Below are 20463 nucleotides of genomic sequence, written 5' to 3'. Positions count from 1 at the left end.
GCAATAAAAAAAATGTGTCTTAAAAAGCATAACGCTACTTCGACAATCTTTGTTCAAAATAGCTCAATCGATCACTTCTGAGATTTTGATAGCAAGCTTTTCGCCTCCGGGCCAAGATTGAAAATCAAATCGATAATACTGAGATTCGCTACAAAATCATTCCCAAAGGTTTGATAATATGGAATTGGTACGTAATATTTATCATTTTCGTCACCTTTCTTCCCGTTCAAAGCCGAAACAACGTTTACAACCTGATTCTCAGGGATATCCAGACCTGACAATTTGTACTTAATTTCTTTTTTAACTCCTACCAATCTAAGACAAATTGTCAATAAATCATAATTAAGATCGGCTAAAAAGACATTCCGTTTGGAGTATGCGTTCTGAAACTCGTGTGCGTAAAATTCAAAGTAAGGCGATTTACCATAGGCTGACTTCAAGCACCCCCAATGACGTCGGACCCAATCCTGGTCATGGTCAATTTTGATGTCTTTGGTTAATGCACCGGCCGGATAGGCCTTCACAGGAACTGTCAAAGTATCAACTTTATTGGCTGTTAGCACACGACAACGGTTTCTGAAAGTCTGCTTTACATACCTCTCATTCGTATCAATCCACACTTCCCCAAACTTCATCAAACACGTTATGTAAGCCAGACTCGGAAGATATTGCAGCTCGATTTTTAATGCATCAGTTTCTTGAATCGTATTCGCCATTTCTGCTACTATCAAATATGGCGAAGCATGACCATATTATCAAAAAATTAATAATAAATATTTAGGATAAATAGTTAAATACAAAGGCAACTTCGGATAATTCAATTCCTTAGATGATGGCACTGACATCACCAAGTCCTTCGCGGATGATTTCGAAGTCGTCATTGCTTGCCATGACAATCGTTGATCCGATATTTCCACCATATCCGCCATCAATTACGATATCAACAAGATGCTCGAATTTTTCGTAAATCAACTCAGGATCAGTTGAGTACTCAATCACTTCGTCTTCATCCTTAATGGAAGTTGTAACAATTGGATTGCCCAACGCTTTGACGATCATCCGGGGTATGTTATTATCCGGCACCCTGATACCAACCGTTTTTTTGTTGGTGTTCAATAGCTTGGGAACATTGTTAGTTGCGTCCAGAATAAACGTGTATGGCCCAGGCAATACTTTTTTCATCAGTTTGAATGCACCATTTCCTACTCTTGCATAGTCGGCAATATGGCTCAAATCGTAACAAATAAAAGAAAAATCGTTCTTCTGAGGTTTTACTCCTTTAATTCTCGCAATCCTTTCAACAGCACGGCTATTATAAATATCGCAACCTAAACCATAAACCGTATCTGTCGGGTAAATTACTAAGCCGCCATCTTTAAGGCAGTCTACAATCTGCCTGATTTTTCTTTCATCCGGATTGTCCGGATATAATTTTATGAATTCCGCTGACATTAATACCTCCTTTTTCTTCGTAACAATTTAAAAAGCGAAATCCTTTCTGTAAGAAGCAGTTTTTTGTATATTTTTCATATAAAACATGTACAGCGCATTGATTGGAACGTGCAACTTGCACATAAGTACGATTGCTTCTGTGCTTAAGCCCGGGTTTTCTATAAAATTCAAGAGCTTTCTAAATTTGACAGCCAACTCAAACTCATTAGCATACCAACACTTTCTGATAAATGTACGGATTCGTTGTGCTAAAAGATCGAACTCCATTTGATCACGATTCAGATCATAGGCTTTGTTGCAAACGGCGTAATATGCATCCAGAATTCTGGTCCCCGATTTAATAACCTGCATACCCAGGGAATCCTCCACCACCCTTTTATCAGTTAAAATTTCATCCAGATAGAAGTAACCATATTTCACCGCAGTTCTGACCCAGAAATCAAAATCTTCGACCACCAACGTTTCGTCGTAACCATTCATTTCGACCAGAATGCTGGTACGCATCATCATTGTCGGCGTGCAGATAAAGTACCTTTCCAGCACTTTTTTATATACATCGCCGGAAGGCACCCTACCTACGGCATGTCCTTCTTGATCCGTAAAATAGTGGTCGCTTATATAGCCTCCCGCGTCGCTGATATATCTTGCATTCGTAAAAACTACTGCGAAATTTTCCGAAAGCGACTCGAATGCCTGAACCTGTTTTTCAATCCTTGTGGGATGCATGACGTCGTCGCCTGAAAGATCGATGATATACTTTCCTTTGGCTAGCTGTAATCCGGCATTGAAAGCCTTGCATAAGCCCACGTTGATATCGTTTCTGACAACAGTTATAGATTCCTCTTCCGCCGCTATCTCCTTGATAACCTCATAAGTCTTGTCAGTACTGCAATTATCGTATATAAGAATCTGAATATTTTGATAGGTTTGCCATAATACTGATGTTATCGCCTCTCTAATAAATCGTTCCTGGTTGTAGGCTGTAAGGACTACAGTGACCAGTGGGCTCGTCATCGTCATTTCAATTACTTTTAGTAGGCGTCTACGTATCCAAGTAGTTCGGCATATTAGTTTGTTAACACAAATTTAAAATTCCTGAATTCAGAAGTGCTATGCTACTTATTATTCGGTTGGGGACTTACCTTAAGGTTTAGCACGAGAGCGGATGGAAACAATACTTGCGTTGATTTCGAATCCAAGAATAAGGGAAAATGAAAGAAGATATAACCAGACCATCATGGCAATTAGCGTGCCGATGGAGCCATATAGCTTGTTATAGGAGCTAAAATTGGAGAGATAAAACGAAAAAGCATAGGTAGAGCCTACGATCAGACCCGTGGTGACCATGCTACCCGCATTCCAAAAAGAAAAGCTGCGTCCATTGGTTGGCGCAAATCTGTAAATAATTGAAACAGCGAGCATTATCGCGCAAAAACTGATCAAATACCTGACAGAATTAAGAAGAAACAATATAGAATTACTTGGCATGACGCCCCAGTCGCCCAGGAGATTCATTAGCGCATCGCCAACCACAAAAAATATAACAGCAATGAAAATGACGGCAACAAGCAGTAGGGTCAATAAAGCAGCAATTCCCCGCTTTTGCATAAAGCCCCGCTCACCTTTTTCCTCATCGATCACATCAAATGAGTTCATCAGTGCAAGCATTCCATTTGTAGAAGCAATTACCGTAAAAATAAAACCAAACGAGAGGACGTCTGACCTTGGACGGCCAACAATGTCTTCAATGGTGTGCCTCACATCCCTAAACACTCCGGTAGGCATAATACCACGGAGGAACTGCATAATTTCGTCATCCAGATTTTCGATCGGGATGTAGGGAATGAGCGTAAAAAGGAAAATAATAGCAGGAAAAGAGGCCAAAGTAAAGCCGAAAGCCACGGAGGACGCTCTTTGGTCTATATCATACTTTCTATTGCTGTGAACAACATGAAGCAGAATATCATAGAGGGAAACAGTTCCCTTGAAAAAAACAGTTTGCTGTAACCAAAGAACCAGGCTTTTGATGTATTGGTGTTGCAAAAGTTTTTTGATCATCACATCCCTTTTTAGTCAAAAAATACTTTTAATCTTTCCAGCAAAGGATCAGGTGCAAAGCAGAGTTTGGCATTGTCCTTCAGTTGGAAAACGAGTGTAGTTTCGCCGGAATTTAGAAGGATATTATCCTGATTGCTAATTTCATACTGAAAAATTATTCTTGCACGCGGTAATTCTGGAATCGTCACTTTGATCGTCAATTCATCATCGTACCGGGCCGGCTTATGATACCTTGACCGGTTTTCATAAACCGGCATCATCACGCCCGAGTCTTCCATTGCCTTATAGTGAAAGCCAAGACTTCGCAACGCCTCTACCCTGCCGATTTCATAGTATCGGGCATAGTTTCCGTAATAAACGTAGCCCATTTGGTCTGTATCGGCATAACGAACCCTGATGCCCTTCACTTCATATGTAAACATGCGAGACTGTTTTGAGCAAAAAGCTTCCGCTATTTCATGATTTTTAAACGATTCAACTCGGCCTGATACATCCCGGCATTTTTCAAATGGTCGGCATAGGTGGTCGCAAAGGCATGATATCCTGACAAGTCGGCCTTGGCGCACATATAGAAATAAGTATGCTTGTCGTAATTCAGTACTGCATTCAGTGAGTTGAGATCGGCAATGCGGATTGGCCCCGGAGGTAAGCCAATATTAACATAGGTATTATAAGCCGACTTGACACGTAATTGATCATTCAATATCCTCTTGATCGCAAAGTCGTTCAACGCAAATTTGATCGTGGGGTCAGCCTGCAATGGCATACCCGCTTTCAAACGATTCAGATACAGGCCAGCTACTTTTGGTCTTTCGTCCACTTTTCGGGCTTGTTCTTCTTCCACGATGGATGCCAGAATGGATACCTGAACGGGAGTCAGGCCGATTTCTGCGGCTTTGGCAGTCCTTTCTGCGTTCCAGTATTTTTTATATTCGTCGTGCATTCTGTCGAGAAACTTCTCAATGCTGGTTGTCCAGTAAATTTCGTAGGTATTGGGCAGGAAAATGGAAATGATATTTAAGGTATCCATTCCATACTTGTTGCATATTTTTGGATCGTCCAATGCAGATCTGAACGCTGCTTCGCCAAATTCGAATTTGCCGCCGATGCGTTTGATCAAATCCTCTTTCAACCTGATATTGTTGAAAGTGAGCTTCACCGCATCCTGACTTCCCGAAACCAGCTTTTTGATCGCAGCATAGTTGCTCATATCAGGTTTCAACACATACCTTCCAGGTTTGATTTTCTCTTTAAGGTTAAGAAATCTTGCCAGAAAGCGGAATGAAATCTGATCTCCTACAACATCATGCTTGTTGAGAGAGTCTAAAACACCCTGATAAGTCCCTCCTTCGGGAATCAAAAGTGCAAAGTTAGACTGCTTATCTACCTGAATATTCGGCGTCTTGAAAATCTGCCAGAAGTAGAATGTAAATGTGGTAGTTAAAATTGCAAGTGTTAGAAATACACCGACTTTGAAATTACGTGACATGAAAATATTTTTTTCCGACCACTGAAGGCCGCATTATTAATTAACAATTATAACCTTAAAAGTAGGAGCCAAATAAACTAAGCTGCCCCAAACCATCAATCAACGAACAATTCACTAAAATAAATGACCATTTCATGACAATACATATCTACTCCCCGAACACCCTATACCCCACCATTAAAATCTATACCGAAACGTTCGGCAAGTTCCGTCAATGACATAACGACAGGCGGTAGCAAATCCAATCCTTTGATTTGACGCTCGGCCTCCATTTCCCTTTCCGGGTCCCCGGGAATCAGAACCTTTTCTCCTTCCACAGCCCGTGCACCTCTGAACGCCCTGATCCATTTGTCCATATCCTCCTTAAATTCATCGGCAGGTCTGAATCCGTCGATCCTCATTGCACCTAAAAAATGACCGGTTCCTAATCCGACACTCTGCTGGGTGGACATAAAACCTGCAGTAGCGAATGGCGGAACCCATGGTCCAAAATTAGCACCGGACAATACTCCTGACAGGATATCAACAATGGCTCCCAACCCATATCCCTTGTGACTTCCATGCTCCCTGTCAGAACCGAGGGGAAGCAACCCTCCACCACTTTTCACCGCGTTTGAATCCGTTGTTGGTTGGCCTTGTGCATCCTGAGCCCAGCCTAATGGGGCCGGCAGTCCCTTTCTTTGCAATATTTCAAACTTACCATATGCGACCGCAGTGGAAGCAAAATCTGCGACAAAAGCAGGCTCCTCACTGGCTGGCACCGCTACAGCTACCGGATTGGTTCCCAATAATTTATCCAGTGAAAAAGTTGGGGCAACAAGCGGAGCCGCATTCGTCATCGTCCAGCCAATCATATCCTTTTCCAAAGGCAACATGGCGTGATATCCTGCAATACCAAAGTGATTGGAATTACGCACTGATACCCATCCCGAACCGACCAATTCTGCCTTCTGCATCGCAATTTGCATAGCCTTGGGTGCTACCACGAGTCCCAAACCTTTATCTCCATCCACCACAGCTGTGCTCGGAGTTTCGTACACAACTTTGATATCAGGCGTTGGGTTGAGCCGACCGTGGTCGTACAACCTGACATAACCTGCCAGACGGGCAATACCGTGAGAATCTACACCACGAAGATCGGCGCTGATCAAAACGGTAGACGCGAGTTCCGCATCTTCAGGGCTGCAACCTATTGCCAAAAAAACTTTTTTTGTAAAATCCTTTAAATAAGGGACTTGAAACATATAGAAGCTGATATGAATAATTCAAACTCTAATACTCTGGAATTCCCGCTTGTCACGTTTTTACCGGAAAACCTACAAATATCAATATTCCATTCTCAGTGTACAAAATTAAAAACTGTCGGCTTTCCTCCCGCGCCTATTAATTCCCTCCGAAAGTCTAATTTTTCGTGGAATGCTGATAGCCGACTGCTGTTGTTAATAGTTATCCTGCAATATCATACGTTATGTGGTCTTTTAGTGAACCAATTAACTGTATTTTCCGTAACATATACGTTGCTTTTCGTGGTTTAAAGCTGTTCCTTTATGATTATTTCACACTATTAGTCATGGAATTCCGAAGTCTGTTTAATAAACGCCTAATTAATTATTTTATAAGGGGGCTAGTTCTTGTTGCACCTTTATATATTACCATTTTGATCATTTGGTCGGGAGTTGAATATCTCGACAATCTTATCCCGATTAATGTGCCTATTTCGGAGACTCAGAGTGTTTATCTGCCGGGTCTTGGTGTATTAATTATTTTGGGGATCATTATCCTTCTTGGCTTTTTCTTTTCTACAGTCGTTCCACAGTCTTTCTTCCGATTGACAGAAGGGATCATGAGAAGGATTCCTTTGGTAAGCCTTATCTACTACTCAACCAAAGATTTAATTCTGGCCTTCGTTGGCGATAAGAAAAAATTCAATCAGCCCGTTTTGGTGACGATGTTCAAGGAAACGGGTATCAAAAAGATCGGATTTATCACCCAGTCGGATCTCAGTCAGATCCATATTGCCGACCATGTGGCCGTATATATGCCTTTTTCATATTCTTTATCCGGCGAACTCTTTATCGTTCCTGCCGACAACGTTGTACCAGTTGAAGCTTCGTCTACTGATATCATGAAAATGTTGATTTCGGGTGGGGTTTCGATGAAACTTTCGAAGGAAGAAGTCGTTGAAGAAGTGCTTACTGAAGAATAATTCATGCCCCGCATACAGTGGCGGAATAGATACTACTCCTGACAAAATCGAATAGAAGGTTTAAATATTACTCACCCCAATTAATTTCAAATCAGAGCGGCTGGTATTATTTACCATTCCAGACCGCGTTTTGAAATCACTCCTTAATATATCGTGGGCTGCCAGATTCGTTCTTGAGCAAGAATCGACTTCATTTTAACGTTTGAAAAATGTATTCCCTATCTTTGGCGTATTAATTTAGCATATGAAACAAGTACTGGTAATTTTTATATTTCTTGCGCTTTGTCATCCGCTCGTTTTTGCACAAGATCATTACGATCCGGCCAAGGCGCTCAACAGTGAAGAAATTTTCCTGAAATCGAACCCTTCCCACAGATTTATCGCGCAGGCTGGTCAGAAATACCTGGCCTTGGATGCCAATCCCGCAATCGGTGGCTTTCACAGATACCGGTTTTTTCCCGGTGATATGATCAAGTTCAGAATGAAAAATGAAACAATCCGTTTCAATGAGTCCATCGCCACTGTAAAGGACAGCTCATTTACAATAGGAGTCGTTAATGACGCGCTAGGCCGGATGGATTATCAGGATGTACCCCTGAAAGAAGTGAAATTAATCAAGATTACAAGAAATATTCCTTTTGTTTCTCAGGCCGTTGTGCTTCTGCCACTTGCCGGGATTATATATATGGGTGCCGATTTTTTCAACCGGGGTATTGACAACAAACGTTATACCATGGATCAGTCCAGCTTTGTCGTTGGAGGTGCATTTATAGTAACAGGTTTTATTTGTTACAAGATGACTTTTTCCAGCATGAAGATTAATAGTAAAAATAAATTGAGAGTCCTTGAGACTTATTAACTCAACAGTACAAGTTTAACAGCATACGATTTTACAAGTGAATTCCATTCTCGTTAGTCCGCCTCAAAGTCCAATCCGTGCCGAAATTAAACTGGCCGCATCCAAAAGTGAGTGTAACCGTGCTTTGATTATTAATGCTCTCACAGGCTTTCAGTGCGATTTATCAAACATCTCCGAAGCACGTGATTCTCAAACTATGTTGAGATTGCTTAACGAAAAAAGCGAGATTGCTGACGTAATCGACGCAGGAACGACCATGCGATTTCTAACGGCTTACTTCACTGTGACAAATCAGCAAAAAACGATGACCGGAACGCCGAGAATGTGCGAACGTCCGATCGGGATCCTCGTTGACGCATTGCGAATTTTGGGCGCTGATATTGCTTATGAAAAAGTGGAAGGGTACCCTCCTATGAAAATCAGTGGGTTTAACTACTCCGGCAACAACGAGATCAGTATTAAAGGCAATGTTAGCAGCCAGTATATCTCGGCTTTGCTACTAATAGCGCCCTCTTTGCCCAAGGGTATTATAATCAAACTAGAGGGAGAAGTTGGCTCAAGGCCGTATATTGAAATGACGCTGAAACAAATGGGTCATTTTGGTATCAAATACGATGCTTCCTGGGAAACCAACACCTTGCGTGTTGAAAACCAAACTTATATTCCTCAACCATACGCAATTGAATCTGACTGGTCAGGCGCGAGTTATTGGTATAGTATTGTCGCACTTGCCGACGATGCAGAGGTCGAGCTTTTAGGCTTGAAACAAGACTCGTTACAGGGTGATAGCGCAGTAGTCGACATCATGAAATCGCTGGGTGTCGAGAGTAATTTTACTGATAGAGGTGTTATCCTAACTAAAATTGCGCCGGCAACTTCACTTCATTGGGATTTCACAGATTGCCCTGATCTTGCTCAAACGATCGCGGTCTGTTGCGCGTTGAAAAATATTCCGTTGACGATGACGGGTGTCGAAAGTCTTAAGATCAAAGAGACCGACAGAATATATGCTTTGCAGGAAGAGCTGAAAAAATTGGGTGCCGAGCTCGTTGAAATTGAAACAAATCATCTTTACAGAGTTTCCAAGATCAGCGAACCTTCTGAAACTCCGTCCATTCATACTTACGACGATCATAGAATGGCGATGGCTTTTGCGCCTGTTGGAATGAAACGACCAATTGTGATCGAAGAGCCGGGAGTGGTAGTCAAATCATACCCAGGGTATTGGAAAGACCTCGCCAAAGTGACAACGTGGGAAGAGGTTCAGTAGTAATACTAACCGGCGACCATCTTTGTTATTGGTGTAATATCACGATAATTTGTAATTGTCCTGCCAGCCCAAAATTCTTTATCAACAGAGATACCTGAGATTTATGATGTTTGCCTCCATTTTTACCGTCATCCCTGTCTGGTTGATTATACTAATCGTATTTATCCTTTATCTCGCCATCAGCGATGTTCTACAGAAAAAACAAACAATAAGACATAACTTTCCTGTCGTTGGAAGGTTTAGATATTTGATCGAAAAAATCGGCCCTGAATTGCGTCAGTATATTGTGGCAAATAATCGGGAAGAACTGCCTTTCAACAGACGGCAACGATCGTGGATTTATGCATCTGCCAAACAAGAAAATAACTATCAGGGATTTGGCACCGACCAGGATATTCTGCAGGCCGGCTACGTTTTCATCAAGCCGGCGATGTTGCCGTTTAAATTGCCCGCAGATCACCTGCACCATTCAATAAACGCCAAAAAATCAGATCACTATAATATCCCCGCGGCGAAAATCATCGGTGAATATCATAACAGAAAACGCCCTTTCCGACCTCGTTCGATAGTCAATGTGAGCGCTATGAGCTTTGGTTCGCTTTCTGCGAAGGCTATTGAGTCTCTCAATATAGGCTCCTACACTTTCGGAAATTACCACAACACAGGTGAAGGCGGATTGTCTCCATATCATCAAAATGGTGCCGATATCGTCTTCAATATGGGCACCTCTTATTTTGGCGTACGTGATGATGAGGGAAATTTTGTTTTGAAAAAATTAGTAAAGCTTTGTCAGGATCACCCTGCTATCAGGATGATTGAATTGAAACTATCTCAAGGAGCCAAGCCGGGAAAAGGTGGCGTACTTCCAGCAAGTAAAATTACGGCAGAAATTGCCGCTATCCGGCACGTTCCTATGGGAAAGGACGTCGTTTCGCCCCCATATCACAGCCAGTTTTCAGATGTTAAAGGCATGATTGCTTTCATTGAAGAAATGGCTGAAGCTACGGGTTTACCAGTGGGTATTAAATCGGCCGTTGGCAAGATTGAAATGTGGGTAGAGCTGGCAGAATTGATGGTCGAAACAGGAAAAGGGCCGGATTTCATCACCATTGACGGCGGAGAAGGCGGAACAGGCGCGGCACCGCCCTCTTTTGCTGATCACGTTTCGCTTCCTTTCGTGCATGCTTTTTCAACGGTATATAAAATATTTCAGGCAAGAAATCTTAACGACAAAATTACATTTATTGCTTCCGGCAAATTAGGCCTTCCTGATCAGGCTATTATGGCTTTTGCTATGGGAGCCGATGTGATCAATGTAGCAAGGGAAGCCATGCTGGCGATTGGCTGTATTCAGGCTCAGATTTGCCACACAAACCGATGCCCAACCGGAATAGCGACCAATAATAAATGGCTGGAAGCAGGTATCGACCCAGCTTTGAAAAGCGAGCGTTTTCACAATTACATGAAAACATTCTCCAAAGAAATCAATGAGATTACCCATGCAGCCGGATATGAGCATCCCTCTCAGTTCACGATGAATGACGTCGAAATTTCATTGGGCGATAACAAAACGCAAGCTCTGGCGGATTTTTACGGCTATCAAAAAACTACAGTGCCTTTCAGCGGGGTCGAAGAATTATTTAAAACACCATTTTTAGGAGGAAAAAAGGAAAAGGAAGTATTTGCACATTGATTGTCTCAAACATTCGACAGTTATTTGCAAGATGAAGTAACCAGCTGGACGACCTGACGAGTTCCACGGTCTCAGAACCATTCCAAATATTGGGGAACTCGGCGATGAGCAATGGAATTCATGATGGACTGCCAATTAATTTATCAATCCTTTTAATGAGAAAACTTTCCCTTTTTGTCATCATTTGTGCTTCGCTGATGGCGGCATGCAATGACGACTATATCTATGTTGCCGACAATGGTTTTGATTATATTCCGGTTCGTCCTGGAAAATACAGTGAGTTTGACGTAAGCAAAACAGTGTATGCCATAGGCCAGCCGGCCGATAAATCCGAGTATATTCAGCGAGAGATGGTGGTCGACTCGTTTGGAGATCCTTCGGGGAACACAGTATATCAGCTTGCCTATTCTGTTCCCGATAGTACCAATTGGAAGACAGATTCGATAAGTACCTTCTGGTTTAACAAGGACCAGGTATTGGCGAAAGAAGGCGGAGACGTGATTGTAAAACTGATGGTTCCTATTTATGAATCACGATTCTGGGACGGAAATCAATATAATTCCATAGGAAAGAACTACTTTGAATTGAGATACTATAAAAAAAGCTTCTCCACCCCTGCCGGGATTTTTCCTGAAACTATTACCATTGTCCGACAATATGACTCCACACTCGTTTCCAAAAAGGCGTATACCGAAGTATATGCCAAAGGTGTGGGTCTGATAAGAAGGGAACGGAGTTTTGTACAATACTGTAACACACCGGATTGTGTCGGAAAGGGAGTTATTAATTCTGGTTGGGAAGAAGTCAGCATTTTAAAAGCTTACGAGCAATGAAGCCACAAACACTATACATTTTCACATTAATATTTTCTTTTGTTACATTGATTAGTAAGGGGCAATCTTCACCCCGGTATCTGGTTCTTTTTAAGGACAAGACAAATTCCCCGTATTCGGTTAGCAAGCCGGAAGCCTTTTTATCTGAAAGAGCCATCAGCCGACGCACACGACAAAATGTGGCCATCACTTCCGATGATCTCCCGGTCAATCCCAACTATATTACGCAAGTCAATCAGACGGGCGCTAAGGTCATTTTTCCCACCCGATGGTTCAATGGTGTATTGGTAGAGGCCAGCGATGCCCAGCTTGCAGCCATCAAAACTCTGAGTTTCTTTAAATCCGTTGAGCTCAACAGAGCCGTTTCCGAAGCAGGTTCGTTAGGTGTCGCAAGAAAAAATGGCACGCTCGACAAACTTGGAACAACCGAAGACCTTGATTACGGCCGGATGAGAGCACAACTGGTTCTTATGGGCGCGGATCAGCTACATGCCAAGGGCTTTCATGGTGAAAATCAACTGATTGCAGTTTTGGATGCTGGGTTTAGCAGAAGCAATGAACTATCCTATCTGAAACACATTTTCGATGAAAATCGCGTGGTTGATACTCAGGATTTTGTGGCGAGGGATGGAAATGTATATAATGATCACTGGCATGGAAACGCGGTATTATCGACCATAGCTGCATATCAGCCAGGCAATATGATTGGGGTGGCGTATAAAGCACAGTTTGCACTTTACAGGACGGAAAACGCCGACACAGAATCGCCGTATGAGGAAGTAACCTGGTTGGCAGGTGCGGAACGTGCAGACAGTTTGGGAGCTGATGTAATCAATACTTCCCTCGGGTATTTTGAATATGACGATCCTACTTTGAGCTATACCTATGCCGATATGGATGGAAAGACCACGATCATAGCCCGAGCGGCCCGGTTTGCTACCAGGAAAGGAATTATCGTGGTCAATGCTGCCGGGAATGAAGGAAACGGAAGCTGGAAATATATCACAACTCCTGCCGATGTAGATTCTGTTCTGACAGTTGGTGCATGTAACTATGATAAAAGTTATGCAGCGCTGAGCTCCATAGGGCCCAATGCTGCCGGCCAGCTTAAGCCTGACGTAGCGGCAGTCGGTTCTGGAACTGTTATCGGTAATAATGTCGGCACGGGAAGTGTTTCCACAGGAAGCGGCACTTCATTCGCGTCACCACAAATTGCCGGATTGGCCGCTATATTTTGGCAGGCGCACCCGAATTTGAATGCTCAGGATATTATTCGTGTTTTAAAGAAATCAGGAAACCAGGCTGCCAACCCTGATAATTTATTGGGATATGGTATACCGGATATGACGGAGGCCGAAGAAATTATTGAAGAAGAATTTCCTGTATTAGGTATAGAACCGGATTTTCTGAGTGCTATCGAACTTGCACCAAATCCAGTAGTCAACAATCTCACTTTGAGAGTCCCCTCCTATTGGAGTGGCAAAAATGTCAGATTCAAAGTGCTCAGTTCAGGCGGGAAGACCCTTACTTCGTCAGATCAGCCGCTCATGGAACTAACCATTGTTCCGACGGAACAACTGGGAACTGGTATATACCTCCTGCAAATTATTTCCGGAGATTCACAAAGAATTATGCGTTTTATAAAACGCTGATCTTCCGCGCCATACGTAATAAAGATTCAGAACTATTATATTCTGAAACGTCAGCAATATCGATCCATTTGACCTCCTTCGATTCTATGTTACCCGATATGTGCTTTTCTGCATCTGCTTTAAATAAGAATCGGATGTCGTAATGATAATGCGCCTTTTCTTTCGGATTGTCAGGTATCAGATGAATATCAACATCAAAAATCGCCTCATTCGCTAATGAAAACTCCATAAGCCCAGTCTCTTCTTCTATTTCCTTCCGGGCTACCTGCCGCACATCAGGATCGCCGTCACAATGTCCACCCGGCTGAAACCATTTATTGAGCTTCCGATGATGCATCAGTAGTACTTTACCATTGTCCTCGGAAACAATCCAACCTGAAGCAGTGACATGTCCTATATCCAGAGTTCGTTCGAAACAATTGCCGTGCTCCGAGACAAACGCCAGAGTATCAATGCGCATTTGTTCTTCTTCCTGATTCTCTGTTTTGTGCTCTTCAAGCAATGAGATTAAACTGTTTCGATCCATGGTAGGCTATATGACATTTTCATTCTAATTTCACTGCGAGTTTAATATACACGTCCAAACAATTACCATTTCAATGAAAAAATATTTGCTTCCACTAACCCTTTTTTCTGGATTAAGCATCGCCACTTTTGCCCAGCGTACCCCACAAGCCAGTCCTTCAGCAACGGCCATACAAACTGTTGGAGTAACTGATTTCTCCGTAAAATATTCAAGACCAAGCATTAAAGGAAGAACCGTATTTGCTGACAACGCCACTTTGGCGCCATATGGCGAGCTATGGAGAACGGGTGCAAATGCCGCAACCACCTTCGAAGCCAGTACAGCATTTTCATTCGGCGGCAGAGAAGTTCCTGCCGGGAAATATTCCCTTTTGACGATACCGTCAGGTGGTGCATGGACGGTGATATTAAATAAAAACCCAAATCAGCAAACAGCCGATTACAAACAAACCGATGAAGCGGCAAGGATTTCCGTCGCACCCACATCAGATGAATACGACGAGTCATTCAAAATTGACTTTTCGAATATCACCGACAGCACGGCATTGCTTAATATCTCCTGGTCTACTGTAACAGTCCCTGTCCCACTGGCAGTGAAAACGCAAGAATTAACGCTGTTTGGGCTAAACAAAGCCGTTGCCGAAAAACCGGAGGACCAACAAGTACTTCAAACTGCATCCGGATATCTCCTTTCAAAAAACAAAGACCTGCCCGTAGCGCTTTCGTTAGCTGACAAATCCATCGGCCTAAAAGAAAATTTCACCAACCTCTGGCTGAAAGCACAAATACTGAGCAAACTCGGCAAGAACGCCGAAGCACTACCCTTGGCCCAAAAATCACTGACACTCGGAGCGACTTCAGGCGAACCGTCTTTCGCGTTCTACAAAGGACAAATCGAAAAAGGAATTACTGATATTCAGGCAAAATTGGCGGTGGATAAACCTGCGGTGCCGGTTAAGGGAAAGAAGAAAAAGTAAGGTATTTCCATAAGATTTTAATTTAAGATTTAAGCATTGCGTGTTTTGTATTGTCGATATCTTGATAACACAGAATACGCGATGTTGTTTGTCATAATTGACATAGCACCTCTCTTGCGGGACGTCAGAAGGTTACTTTATCGCCACCACCACTTTAATAACTGTTAACAATAATTAGAATTTAGCATGGAAACCATTTCCATCTCAAAAGTAACCACAAACCAAGTCGACCAACTACAAAAAATTGGCATTCAAACCTTCTCCGAGACTTTTTCGGCTGCGAACACTGAAGATGACATGAAGGAGTATCTGGCTGATCATCTCTCAATAAATAAGTTAACAGATGAATTGAATGACACCAACTCGGAATTCTATTTCGCTATATCGGAAGACAACGTCATTGGTTATCTGAAACTAAATTACGGTGCATCACAGACAGAGCTAAAAGACGATAAGGCAGTTGAAATCGAAAGAATATATGTCCTCAAAGAATATCAGGGAAAGGATGTTGGACAATTACTTTACCAAAAAGCAATTCAAATTGCAGAAGACAGCAATGCAGAATATGTGTGGCTAGGGGTTTGGGAAAAAAATCCGAGAGCGATCCGCTTTTACAAGAAAAATGGTTTCGTTGAGTTTGACCAGCATATTTTCAAATTGGGGAATGATGAGCAAACTGATATCATGATGAAATTGAGGTTGAAAAACTAAACCCGATATTCATTTCTCTCCTTACCGAAAAAACCGCGGGATCGACCATTGATACTTTACCGCTAAAATCCTCAGAACGATAATAACCAACGCCGAAATAATAAAAGCAAAGTTCCGTTCCACCTCCAGCTCATCTAGTAAGATATATACACAAGCACCTGTCAAACAAGGAGTTGCATAGACTTCTTTTCGATAAATAATCGGGATTTCATTCGTCATCATATCCCTGATCACTCCTCCCATAATAGCTGAAAATACCCCCATAATGACAGCTATTTCAGGACGAACACCCAGATTTAATGCCTTTTCAGTACCGACAATAGTGAACAGCGCAATACCCCAGGTATCGAAGAAAAATAGCGTCCGCCGAAGCCGGATAAGGTACTTGTAAAAGATAAAGGTAAAAACCACTCCCCCCATGATGGCATATATAATGTATATATCCGCAATCCAAACCAAAGGATAGCTGTCGAGCAGTATATCCCTGATTGTCCCGCCGCCAATAGAAGAGATAAATGCAGTAAAAGATGCGCTGAACCAGTCCTGATGCTTTTGATCCCGGACGGCAAGTGCGCCGGAAATTGCAAAAGAAAAGGTTCCGATTATCTCGAGAATATATTGGATATGCATTGTTATGATAAGGAAAACAAAGCTCGCAAATTCCTCAATGTGAAGACCCTGCGAGCTTATTTTTTTTACTTGAAAACTTTACGTGATCTATATTGCCGGATGCAAACCCGGCAAAAGATCGTTTTAAAATCTATACCGCAACGGGCGCCTTGATACCCGGATATGGGTTATAGTTAACCAGTTCAAAATCTTCGAATTGAAAATCAAAAATGCTTTTAACATCCGGATTGATACGCATTTCCGGAAGTGCTCTCGGCTCACGGCTCAACTGCAGATCGACCTGTTCCAAGTGGTTGATATAGATATGGGTATCCCCACCAGTCCAAACAAAATCACCCAGGTCGAGGTCACATTCTTGCGCGATCATCATGGTCAATAGTGCATAACTGGCAATATTAAACGGTACACCCAGAAAAACATCCGCACTACGTTGATATAGCTGACACGAGAGTTTTCCTTTCGTTTCACCCTTTTCCGAATCAGGAGGAGCAACATAGAATTGGAACAACGCATGACAAGGATGCAGCTTCATCAACGGCAGCTCACTAGGATTCCATGCAGAAACGATAATGCGGCGAGAGTCAGGGGTGTTTTTCAATTGTTTCAAAACCTCTTTTAGCTGGTCCACCGACTTTCCGTCAATGCCTTCCCAGCTTCTCCACTGTTTCCCATAAACCGGACCAAGGTTTCCATTTTCGTCAGCCCATTCATCCCATATCGATACCCCGTTGTCTTTGAGGTATTTAATATTGGTATCACCTTTGATAAACCACAAAAGCTCGTGAATAATCGACCGAGTATGTACTTTTTTGGTCGTTACCAACGGAAAACCGTCCTTGAGATTGAACCTCATCTGGTAACCAAAAACGCTGATAGTGCCCGTTCCGGTTCGGTCCGTTTTTCTTACACCGTTGTCCAGAATGTGCCTAAGCAGATCATGATATTGTTGCATTGAATTCTATTTTTTGACATTCAGACCTAAAATCCTGAGATTTCCGTCTGATATTGATATTAATAAAGAAGTCATGTTTTGTCAGGTGACGGCCATTTATCGTCAGACTTATGACTCTCCCACCTGAACAAACTGAGTCCGAGTTGTTCTTACACCGTCGCGATTTCCACGCTGTGCGTGATGGTTGCTAAGGCTTCAAACTGAGCTGTAGCCGAGCAATATTTCTCCATCGAAAGAGATATTGCCCTGTTTATCTTACTCTCATCCAACGCATTACCTGCAAACTTAAACGTCAAATGAACTTTGCGGAATGGTTTGCGCTGGGTACCTTCCTCCTGTTCTCTGTCTCCATCGGCAACGATCCTGAAATCGGTGATATCCTGTTTTTGTTTTTTCAATATCAGTACCACGTCAATCGCGCTGCAGCTTGCAAGGCCCATTAACAATAATTCCATCGGTCTAACCCCCAGGTTTTCACCTCCTATTTCCGGTGATCCATCTGTATGTACTTTAACATCTGACGAACCCGAGCCTTCAAAATGAAAGCCATCACCTACGCGAGCAATTTCAATTTTCATTGGATAGAACTTACTATGGTTATTTCAAAACACCCCGACCATTCGCACTTGATATGATAAGAATGTTCATGATCAATATAAAGTTCAAATATAGCTCATCCCTTCCGTTTCGGCTATTGGCTGATACTAAAAATCAGGTATATACTCGTATCTTCGCTATACCAAAATAAAATTTTGTCGGAAAACGTGGCCCTGGTACTGTTATTGAAGGTATAACCTGAACTTAAAAATTAACAAAACTATGTGGCAGGAAACAGATAACAAACTGACAAACAGCTTTAAATTCAAAGATTTCAAGCTGGCCTTTCAATTCATGACCGAAGTGGCCAAAGTCGCAGACGAAATGGATCATCATCCATGGTGGTCGAATATGTATAACGAAGTTAAATTTGAACTTTCGACTCACGATGCCGGCGATAAGGTGACCAAAAAGGATCACGCCCTCGCAGAGGCGATTGATAAAATATATAGCAAATACTGATACCCGTTCCGGTTATAAAAATTGAAAGCCGGAGCCTAACCATTTGAAATGAAACTTTTTATTGTTCCTACCCCTGTTGGCAATCTGGAAGATATTACGCTGCGGGCTATCAATACCCTCAAAAGCGTTGATGTTGTGCTTGCCGAAGATACACGTACGTCAGGCAATTTGCTGAAACACCTGGGCATATCAAAACCGATGCTCAGCTATCATATTCATAATGAACACGGTACTGTTCAACGGGTGGTAGAAAGGATCAAAAAGGGAGAGACAATGGCACTCGTTTCAGACGCTGGTACACCTGCCATTTCCGATCCCGGTTTTTTATTGGTGAGGGAATGTATAAAAGAAGATATTACAGTCGAATGTTTGCCTGGGCCGACGGCTTTTGTGCCCGCTTTGGTGAATTCAGGATTGCCTAATGATCGATTTGTATTCGAAGGATTTCTCCCTCACAAAAAAGGCAGACAAACACGTTTGCAAAACCTCACAGCGGAGGACCGGACTATGATCTTTTACGAATCACCGCACCGGCTGGTTAAATGTCTCCAGCAGTTTGCCGAGTTTTTCGGAGCTGACCGTCCCGTTTGCGTATCGAGAGAATTGACCAAAATTTACGAGGAAAATATTCGCGGTACTTTGGAGGAAGTGATTGAATTTTATTCCAATAAAACCGTAAAGGGTGAAATTGTGATCATTTTGGGAGGTAAACCGGATCCTAAGAAGACTATCGAAGAATAATTATCTTTAGTTTGTCTATTATTTCACGCAAAGTAGATAAGGAAACAGTCGAAGGACGGAAAGACTATCAGCTCCAAACTTCGTGTTGCTGTAGTTACTCTTGTTTTGCTCGCGTAAAACCTTGATGAAAATTACTTAATCATTATATGAAGAGTTCAATGCCCGCAGATTTCAAAAAAAATTATACTCGCAGCGTTTTCGCTATCCTTTGCTTTTTTCTTTCAATACAATTCCTTTCAGCACAGGCACTTACCCCGCAGGCGAAAGTGAGTTTGGTTACGGTAGGGCCTGGTGTGGAGCTATATAGTGGATTTGGACACAGCATATTATGGATCCAGGACCCGGCGACGGGGCTGGACAGGGCTTATAATTATGGAACGTTTGACGGGTATGCGTCAAACTTTTACGTCAAGTTTTTGAGAGGCACGCTTCCGTATACATTGTCGGTTTCGCCTTTCTACGTGCAGGAAAGATTTTACCGGGAACAGGAGAACCGATCATTGTCCGAGCAGGTTTTGCGCCTTTCATATGCACAGAAGCAACGTCTTTTTGCTTTTTTAGAAAACAATGCGCTACCTGAAAACAAGCGATATCAATACAAATTTTTTTATGACAACTGCTCCACAAGGATGACTGTTGCTTTAAAAGCTGCCTGCGGAGATAGTCTAATTTACACTGGATATACTGCCAAAAAGTTGAGTTTCAGACAGTGGATTGACCTATATGCCTACAAGCAAAATCCATGGGCAGATTTCGGGATGGACCTTGCGATTGGTTCGCCATCTGATGAAGTAGCTACCGCCGAACAGGCTACTTTTCTCCCCGATAACCTGGCCGTTTCGTTCGAAAACGCGAAAATCAAAACACCATCGGGAGTATTGCCATTGGTAGAATCAACTCGTGATATCTACAAGGCTGCCCCTATTTTACATGATCCGATAGTCACACCGAAAACTTTGTTCTGGATACTCGCCGTTTTGACCGTCGCATTAACTTATTGGCAAAGCAAAAAGGGCATTGTCAATTTCGCGTTCGATAAGGTTTTGTTTACCGTTGTCGGGCTTGCAGGCTGGCTGATCCTGCTCCTTTGGTTTGGAACAAATCATGGTGTCACGGCAAAAAACTGGGATATCTTATGGGCGTTCCCACTTTGGGTACCTGTAATTTATACGCTGCACAAAACAAAAAAGCCAAGCTGGTTTCATTACTTCTTGATTTTCTATGGATTTCTCTTACTTTGCGGAACAGGAAACCTCGCAAAACATAATTTGGTTGTCATTCCGATCCTGATCATGTTGGCAACACGGGTTTACTATATTAATAATTCACTATCCAAAATTCCTGAATAAGGATCTT

Annotated in this window: 22 protein-coding genes; 11 read left to right on the top strand and 11 right to left on the bottom strand. The window is 42.5% G+C overall.

What is annotated here, in order from left to right; translation table 11 throughout:
• Positions 1-71: 71 nt before the first annotated feature.
• The 7 genes from AC1XUD_RS16320 to AC1XUD_RS16290 form a co-directional block, all read right to left on the bottom strand.
• Positions 72-716 (bottom strand): WbqC family protein, encoded by a 645-nt coding sequence (locus AC1XUD_RS16320; RefSeq protein ID WP_483362095.1) that lies wholly within the window; start codon positions 714-716, stop codon positions 72-74.
• A 109-nt stretch (positions 717-825) separates the two neighbouring features.
• A complete protein-coding gene (locus tag AC1XUD_RS16315; protein ID WP_483362094.1) occupies positions 826-1452 on the bottom strand; it encodes an L-threonylcarbamoyladenylate synthase in 627 nt (208 codons plus the stop codon).
• 27 nt (positions 1453-1479) lie between these two features.
• Positions 1480-2472 carry a glycosyltransferase family 2 protein gene (locus AC1XUD_RS16310; protein WP_483362093.1) on the bottom strand — a complete coding sequence of 331 codons (993 nt, stop codon included), beginning with the start codon at positions 2470-2472 and terminating at the stop codon, positions 1480-1482.
• 123 nt (positions 2473-2595) lie between these two features.
• Entirely contained in the window at positions 2596-3510 is a 915-nt protein-coding gene (locus tag AC1XUD_RS16305; protein WP_483362092.1) for a YihY/virulence factor BrkB family protein, read from the bottom strand.
• 11 nt (positions 3511-3521) lie between these two features.
• Entirely contained in the window at positions 3522-3932 is a 411-nt protein-coding gene (locus AC1XUD_RS16300) for an acyl-CoA thioesterase (RefSeq protein WP_483362091.1), read from the bottom strand.
• Between the two features lie 29 nt (positions 3933-3961).
• A complete protein-coding gene (gene mltG, locus AC1XUD_RS16295) occupies positions 3962-4999 on the bottom strand; it encodes an endolytic transglycosylase MltG (RefSeq protein ID WP_483362090.1) in 1038 nt (345 codons plus the stop codon).
• A gap of 164 nt (positions 5000-5163) precedes the next feature.
• Entirely contained in the window at positions 5164-6243 is a 1080-nt protein-coding gene (locus AC1XUD_RS16290; RefSeq protein WP_483362089.1) for an Ldh family oxidoreductase, read from the bottom strand.
• Positions 6244-6656: 413 nt separating this feature from the next.
• On the opposite strand from AC1XUD_RS16290, the gene AC1XUD_RS16285 reads away from it, so the two are divergent.
• The 6 genes from AC1XUD_RS16285 to AC1XUD_RS16260 all read left to right on the top strand — a co-directional run bounded on the left by AC1XUD_RS16285 (position 6657) and on the right by AC1XUD_RS16260 (position 13512).
• Positions 6657-7205 (top strand): DUF502 domain-containing protein, encoded by a 549-nt coding sequence (locus tag AC1XUD_RS16285; RefSeq protein ID WP_483362088.1) that lies wholly within the window; start codon positions 6657-6659, stop codon positions 7203-7205.
• A 244-nt stretch (positions 7206-7449) separates the two neighbouring features.
• Positions 7450-8064 (top strand): hypothetical protein, encoded by a 615-nt coding sequence (locus tag AC1XUD_RS16280; protein ID WP_483362087.1) that lies wholly within the window; start codon positions 7450-7452, stop codon positions 8062-8064.
• Positions 8065-8101: 37 nt separating this feature from the next.
• Entirely contained in the window at positions 8102-9334 is a 1233-nt protein-coding gene (locus AC1XUD_RS16275) for a 3-phosphoshikimate 1-carboxyvinyltransferase (RefSeq protein ID WP_483362086.1), read from the top strand.
• A gap of 103 nt (positions 9335-9437) precedes the next feature.
• Entirely contained in the window at positions 9438-11027 is a 1590-nt protein-coding gene (locus AC1XUD_RS16270) for an FMN-binding glutamate synthase family protein (RefSeq protein ID WP_483362085.1), read from the top strand.
• A gap of 155 nt (positions 11028-11182) precedes the next feature.
• The gene (locus AC1XUD_RS16265; RefSeq protein ID WP_483362084.1) at positions 11183-11860 is read left to right on the top strand and encodes a hypothetical protein; all 678 of its coding nucleotides are present in this window, start codon (positions 11183-11185) and stop codon (positions 11858-11860) included.
• Positions 11857-13512: a S8 family serine peptidase gene (locus AC1XUD_RS16260; RefSeq protein ID WP_483362083.1), complete on the top strand. Its 1656-nt coding sequence runs from the start codon at positions 11857-11859 to the stop codon at positions 13510-13512. The genes AC1XUD_RS16265 and AC1XUD_RS16260 overlap by 4 nt, the downstream gene beginning before the upstream one ends.
• Here AC1XUD_RS16260 and AC1XUD_RS16255 read toward each other — a convergent pair.
• A complete protein-coding gene (locus AC1XUD_RS16255; protein ID WP_483362082.1) occupies positions 13499-14038 on the bottom strand; it encodes an NUDIX hydrolase in 540 nt (179 codons plus the stop codon). The genes AC1XUD_RS16260 and AC1XUD_RS16255 overlap by 14 nt on opposite strands.
• A 73-nt stretch (positions 14039-14111) precedes the next feature.
• Between AC1XUD_RS16255 and AC1XUD_RS16250 the strand changes: the two genes are divergently transcribed.
• Positions 14112-15014 carry a DUF2911 domain-containing protein gene (locus tag AC1XUD_RS16250; RefSeq protein ID WP_483362081.1) on the top strand — a complete coding sequence of 301 codons (903 nt, stop codon included), beginning with the start codon at positions 14112-14114 and terminating at the stop codon, positions 15012-15014.
• Between the two features lie 186 nt (positions 15015-15200).
• Positions 15201-15725, top strand: a complete 525-nt coding sequence (locus AC1XUD_RS16245) for a GNAT family N-acetyltransferase (RefSeq protein WP_483362080.1) — start codon at positions 15201-15203, stop codon at positions 15723-15725.
• A 21-nt stretch (positions 15726-15746) separates the two neighbouring features.
• On the opposite strand, the gene AC1XUD_RS16240 is transcribed toward AC1XUD_RS16245, so the two are convergent.
• The 3 genes from AC1XUD_RS16240 to AC1XUD_RS16230 all read right to left on the bottom strand — a co-directional run bounded on the left by AC1XUD_RS16240 (position 15747) and on the right by AC1XUD_RS16230 (position 17885).
• The gene (locus AC1XUD_RS16240; RefSeq protein ID WP_483362079.1) at positions 15747-16355 is read right to left on the bottom strand and encodes a trimeric intracellular cation channel family protein; all 609 of its coding nucleotides are present in this window, start codon (positions 16353-16355) and stop codon (positions 15747-15749) included.
• Positions 16356-16485: 130 nt separating this feature from the next.
• Positions 16486-17307, bottom strand: coding sequence for a thymidylate synthase (locus tag AC1XUD_RS16235; RefSeq protein WP_483362078.1), 822 nt, complete (start codon positions 17305-17307; stop codon positions 16486-16488).
• A 149-nt stretch (positions 17308-17456) separates the two neighbouring features.
• Positions 17457-17885: an OsmC family protein gene (locus tag AC1XUD_RS16230; RefSeq protein ID WP_483362077.1), complete on the bottom strand. Its 429-nt coding sequence runs from the start codon at positions 17883-17885 to the stop codon at positions 17457-17459.
• A gap of 241 nt (positions 17886-18126) precedes the next feature.
• Between AC1XUD_RS16230 and AC1XUD_RS16225 the strand changes: the two genes are divergently transcribed.
• The 3 genes from AC1XUD_RS16225 to AC1XUD_RS16215 all read left to right on the top strand — a co-directional run bounded on the left by AC1XUD_RS16225 (position 18127) and on the right by AC1XUD_RS16215 (position 20456).
• Entirely contained in the window at positions 18127-18366 is a 240-nt protein-coding gene (locus tag AC1XUD_RS16225; RefSeq protein WP_483362076.1) for a 4a-hydroxytetrahydrobiopterin dehydratase, read from the top strand.
• Between the two features lie 48 nt (positions 18367-18414).
• Entirely contained in the window at positions 18415-19107 is a 693-nt protein-coding gene (gene rsmI / locus AC1XUD_RS16220; protein WP_483362075.1) for a 16S rRNA (cytidine(1402)-2'-O)-methyltransferase, read from the top strand.
• Between the two features lie 146 nt (positions 19108-19253).
• Positions 19254-20456 carry a lipoprotein N-acyltransferase Lnb domain-containing protein gene (locus AC1XUD_RS16215; RefSeq protein WP_483362074.1) on the top strand — a complete coding sequence of 401 codons (1203 nt, stop codon included), beginning with the start codon at positions 19254-19256 and terminating at the stop codon, positions 20454-20456.
• Positions 20457-20463 lie beyond the last annotated feature (7 nt).

This window comes from Dyadobacter sp. HNCC25DJ184 (assembly GCF_056895215.1).
Note: the sequence above shows the minus strand (reverse complement) of the source record. Positions and strands in the feature narration are given on the sequence as shown.

Excerpts from the sequence above, each read along its gene's own strand:
- AC1XUD_RS16320 (WP_483362095.1), bottom strand. The coding sequence starts at position 716 with ATGGCGAATACGATTCAAGAAACTGATGCATTAAAAATCGAGCTGCAA.
- AC1XUD_RS16315 (WP_483362094.1), bottom strand. The coding sequence starts at position 1,452 with ATGTCAGCGGAATTCATAAAATTATATCCGGACAATCCGGATGAAAGA.
- AC1XUD_RS16310 (WP_483362093.1), bottom strand. The coding sequence starts at position 2,472 with ATGACGATGACGAGCCCACTGGTCACTGTAGTCCTTACAGCCTACAAC.
- AC1XUD_RS16305 (WP_483362092.1), bottom strand. The coding sequence starts at position 3,510 with ATGATCAAAAAACTTTTGCAACACCAATACATCAAAAGCCTGGTTCTT.
- AC1XUD_RS16300 (WP_483362091.1), bottom strand. The coding sequence starts at position 3,932 with ATGTTTACATATGAAGTGAAGGGCATCAGGGTTCGTTATGCCGATACA.
- mltG (WP_483362090.1), bottom strand. The coding sequence starts at position 4,999 with ATGTCACGTAATTTCAAAGTCGGTGTATTTCTAACACTTGCAATTTTA.
- AC1XUD_RS16290 (WP_483362089.1), bottom strand. The coding sequence starts at position 6,243 with ATGTTTCAAGTCCCTTATTTAAAGGATTTTACAAAAAAAGTTTTTTTG.
- AC1XUD_RS16280 (WP_483362087.1), top strand. The coding sequence starts at position 7,450 with ATGAAACAAGTACTGGTAATTTTTATATTTCTTGCGCTTTGTCATCCG.
- AC1XUD_RS16270 (WP_483362085.1), top strand. The coding sequence starts at position 9,438 with ATGATGTTTGCCTCCATTTTTACCGTCATCCCTGTCTGGTTGATTATA.
- AC1XUD_RS16265 (WP_483362084.1), top strand. The coding sequence starts at position 11,183 with ATGAGAAAACTTTCCCTTTTTGTCATCATTTGTGCTTCGCTGATGGCG.
- AC1XUD_RS16260 (WP_483362083.1), top strand. The coding sequence starts at position 11,857 with ATGAAGCCACAAACACTATACATTTTCACATTAATATTTTCTTTTGTT.
- AC1XUD_RS16255 (WP_483362082.1), bottom strand. The coding sequence starts at position 14,038 with ATGGATCGAAACAGTTTAATCTCATTGCTTGAAGAGCACAAAACAGAG.
- AC1XUD_RS16250 (WP_483362081.1), top strand. The coding sequence starts at position 14,112 with ATGAAAAAATATTTGCTTCCACTAACCCTTTTTTCTGGATTAAGCATC.
- AC1XUD_RS16245 (WP_483362080.1), top strand. The coding sequence starts at position 15,201 with ATGGAAACCATTTCCATCTCAAAAGTAACCACAAACCAAGTCGACCAA.
- AC1XUD_RS16240 (WP_483362079.1), bottom strand. The coding sequence starts at position 16,355 with ATGCATATCCAATATATTCTCGAGATAATCGGAACCTTTTCTTTTGCA.
- AC1XUD_RS16235 (WP_483362078.1), bottom strand. The coding sequence starts at position 17,307 with ATGCAACAATATCATGATCTGCTTAGGCACATTCTGGACAACGGTGTA.
- AC1XUD_RS16230 (WP_483362077.1), bottom strand. The coding sequence starts at position 17,885 with ATGAAAATTGAAATTGCTCGCGTAGGTGATGGCTTTCATTTTGAAGGC.
- AC1XUD_RS16225 (WP_483362076.1), top strand. The coding sequence starts at position 18,127 with ATGTGGCAGGAAACAGATAACAAACTGACAAACAGCTTTAAATTCAAA.
- rsmI (WP_483362075.1), top strand. The coding sequence starts at position 18,415 with ATGAAACTTTTTATTGTTCCTACCCCTGTTGGCAATCTGGAAGATATT.
- AC1XUD_RS16215 (WP_483362074.1), top strand. The coding sequence starts at position 19,254 with ATGAAGAGTTCAATGCCCGCAGATTTCAAAAAAAATTATACTCGCAGC.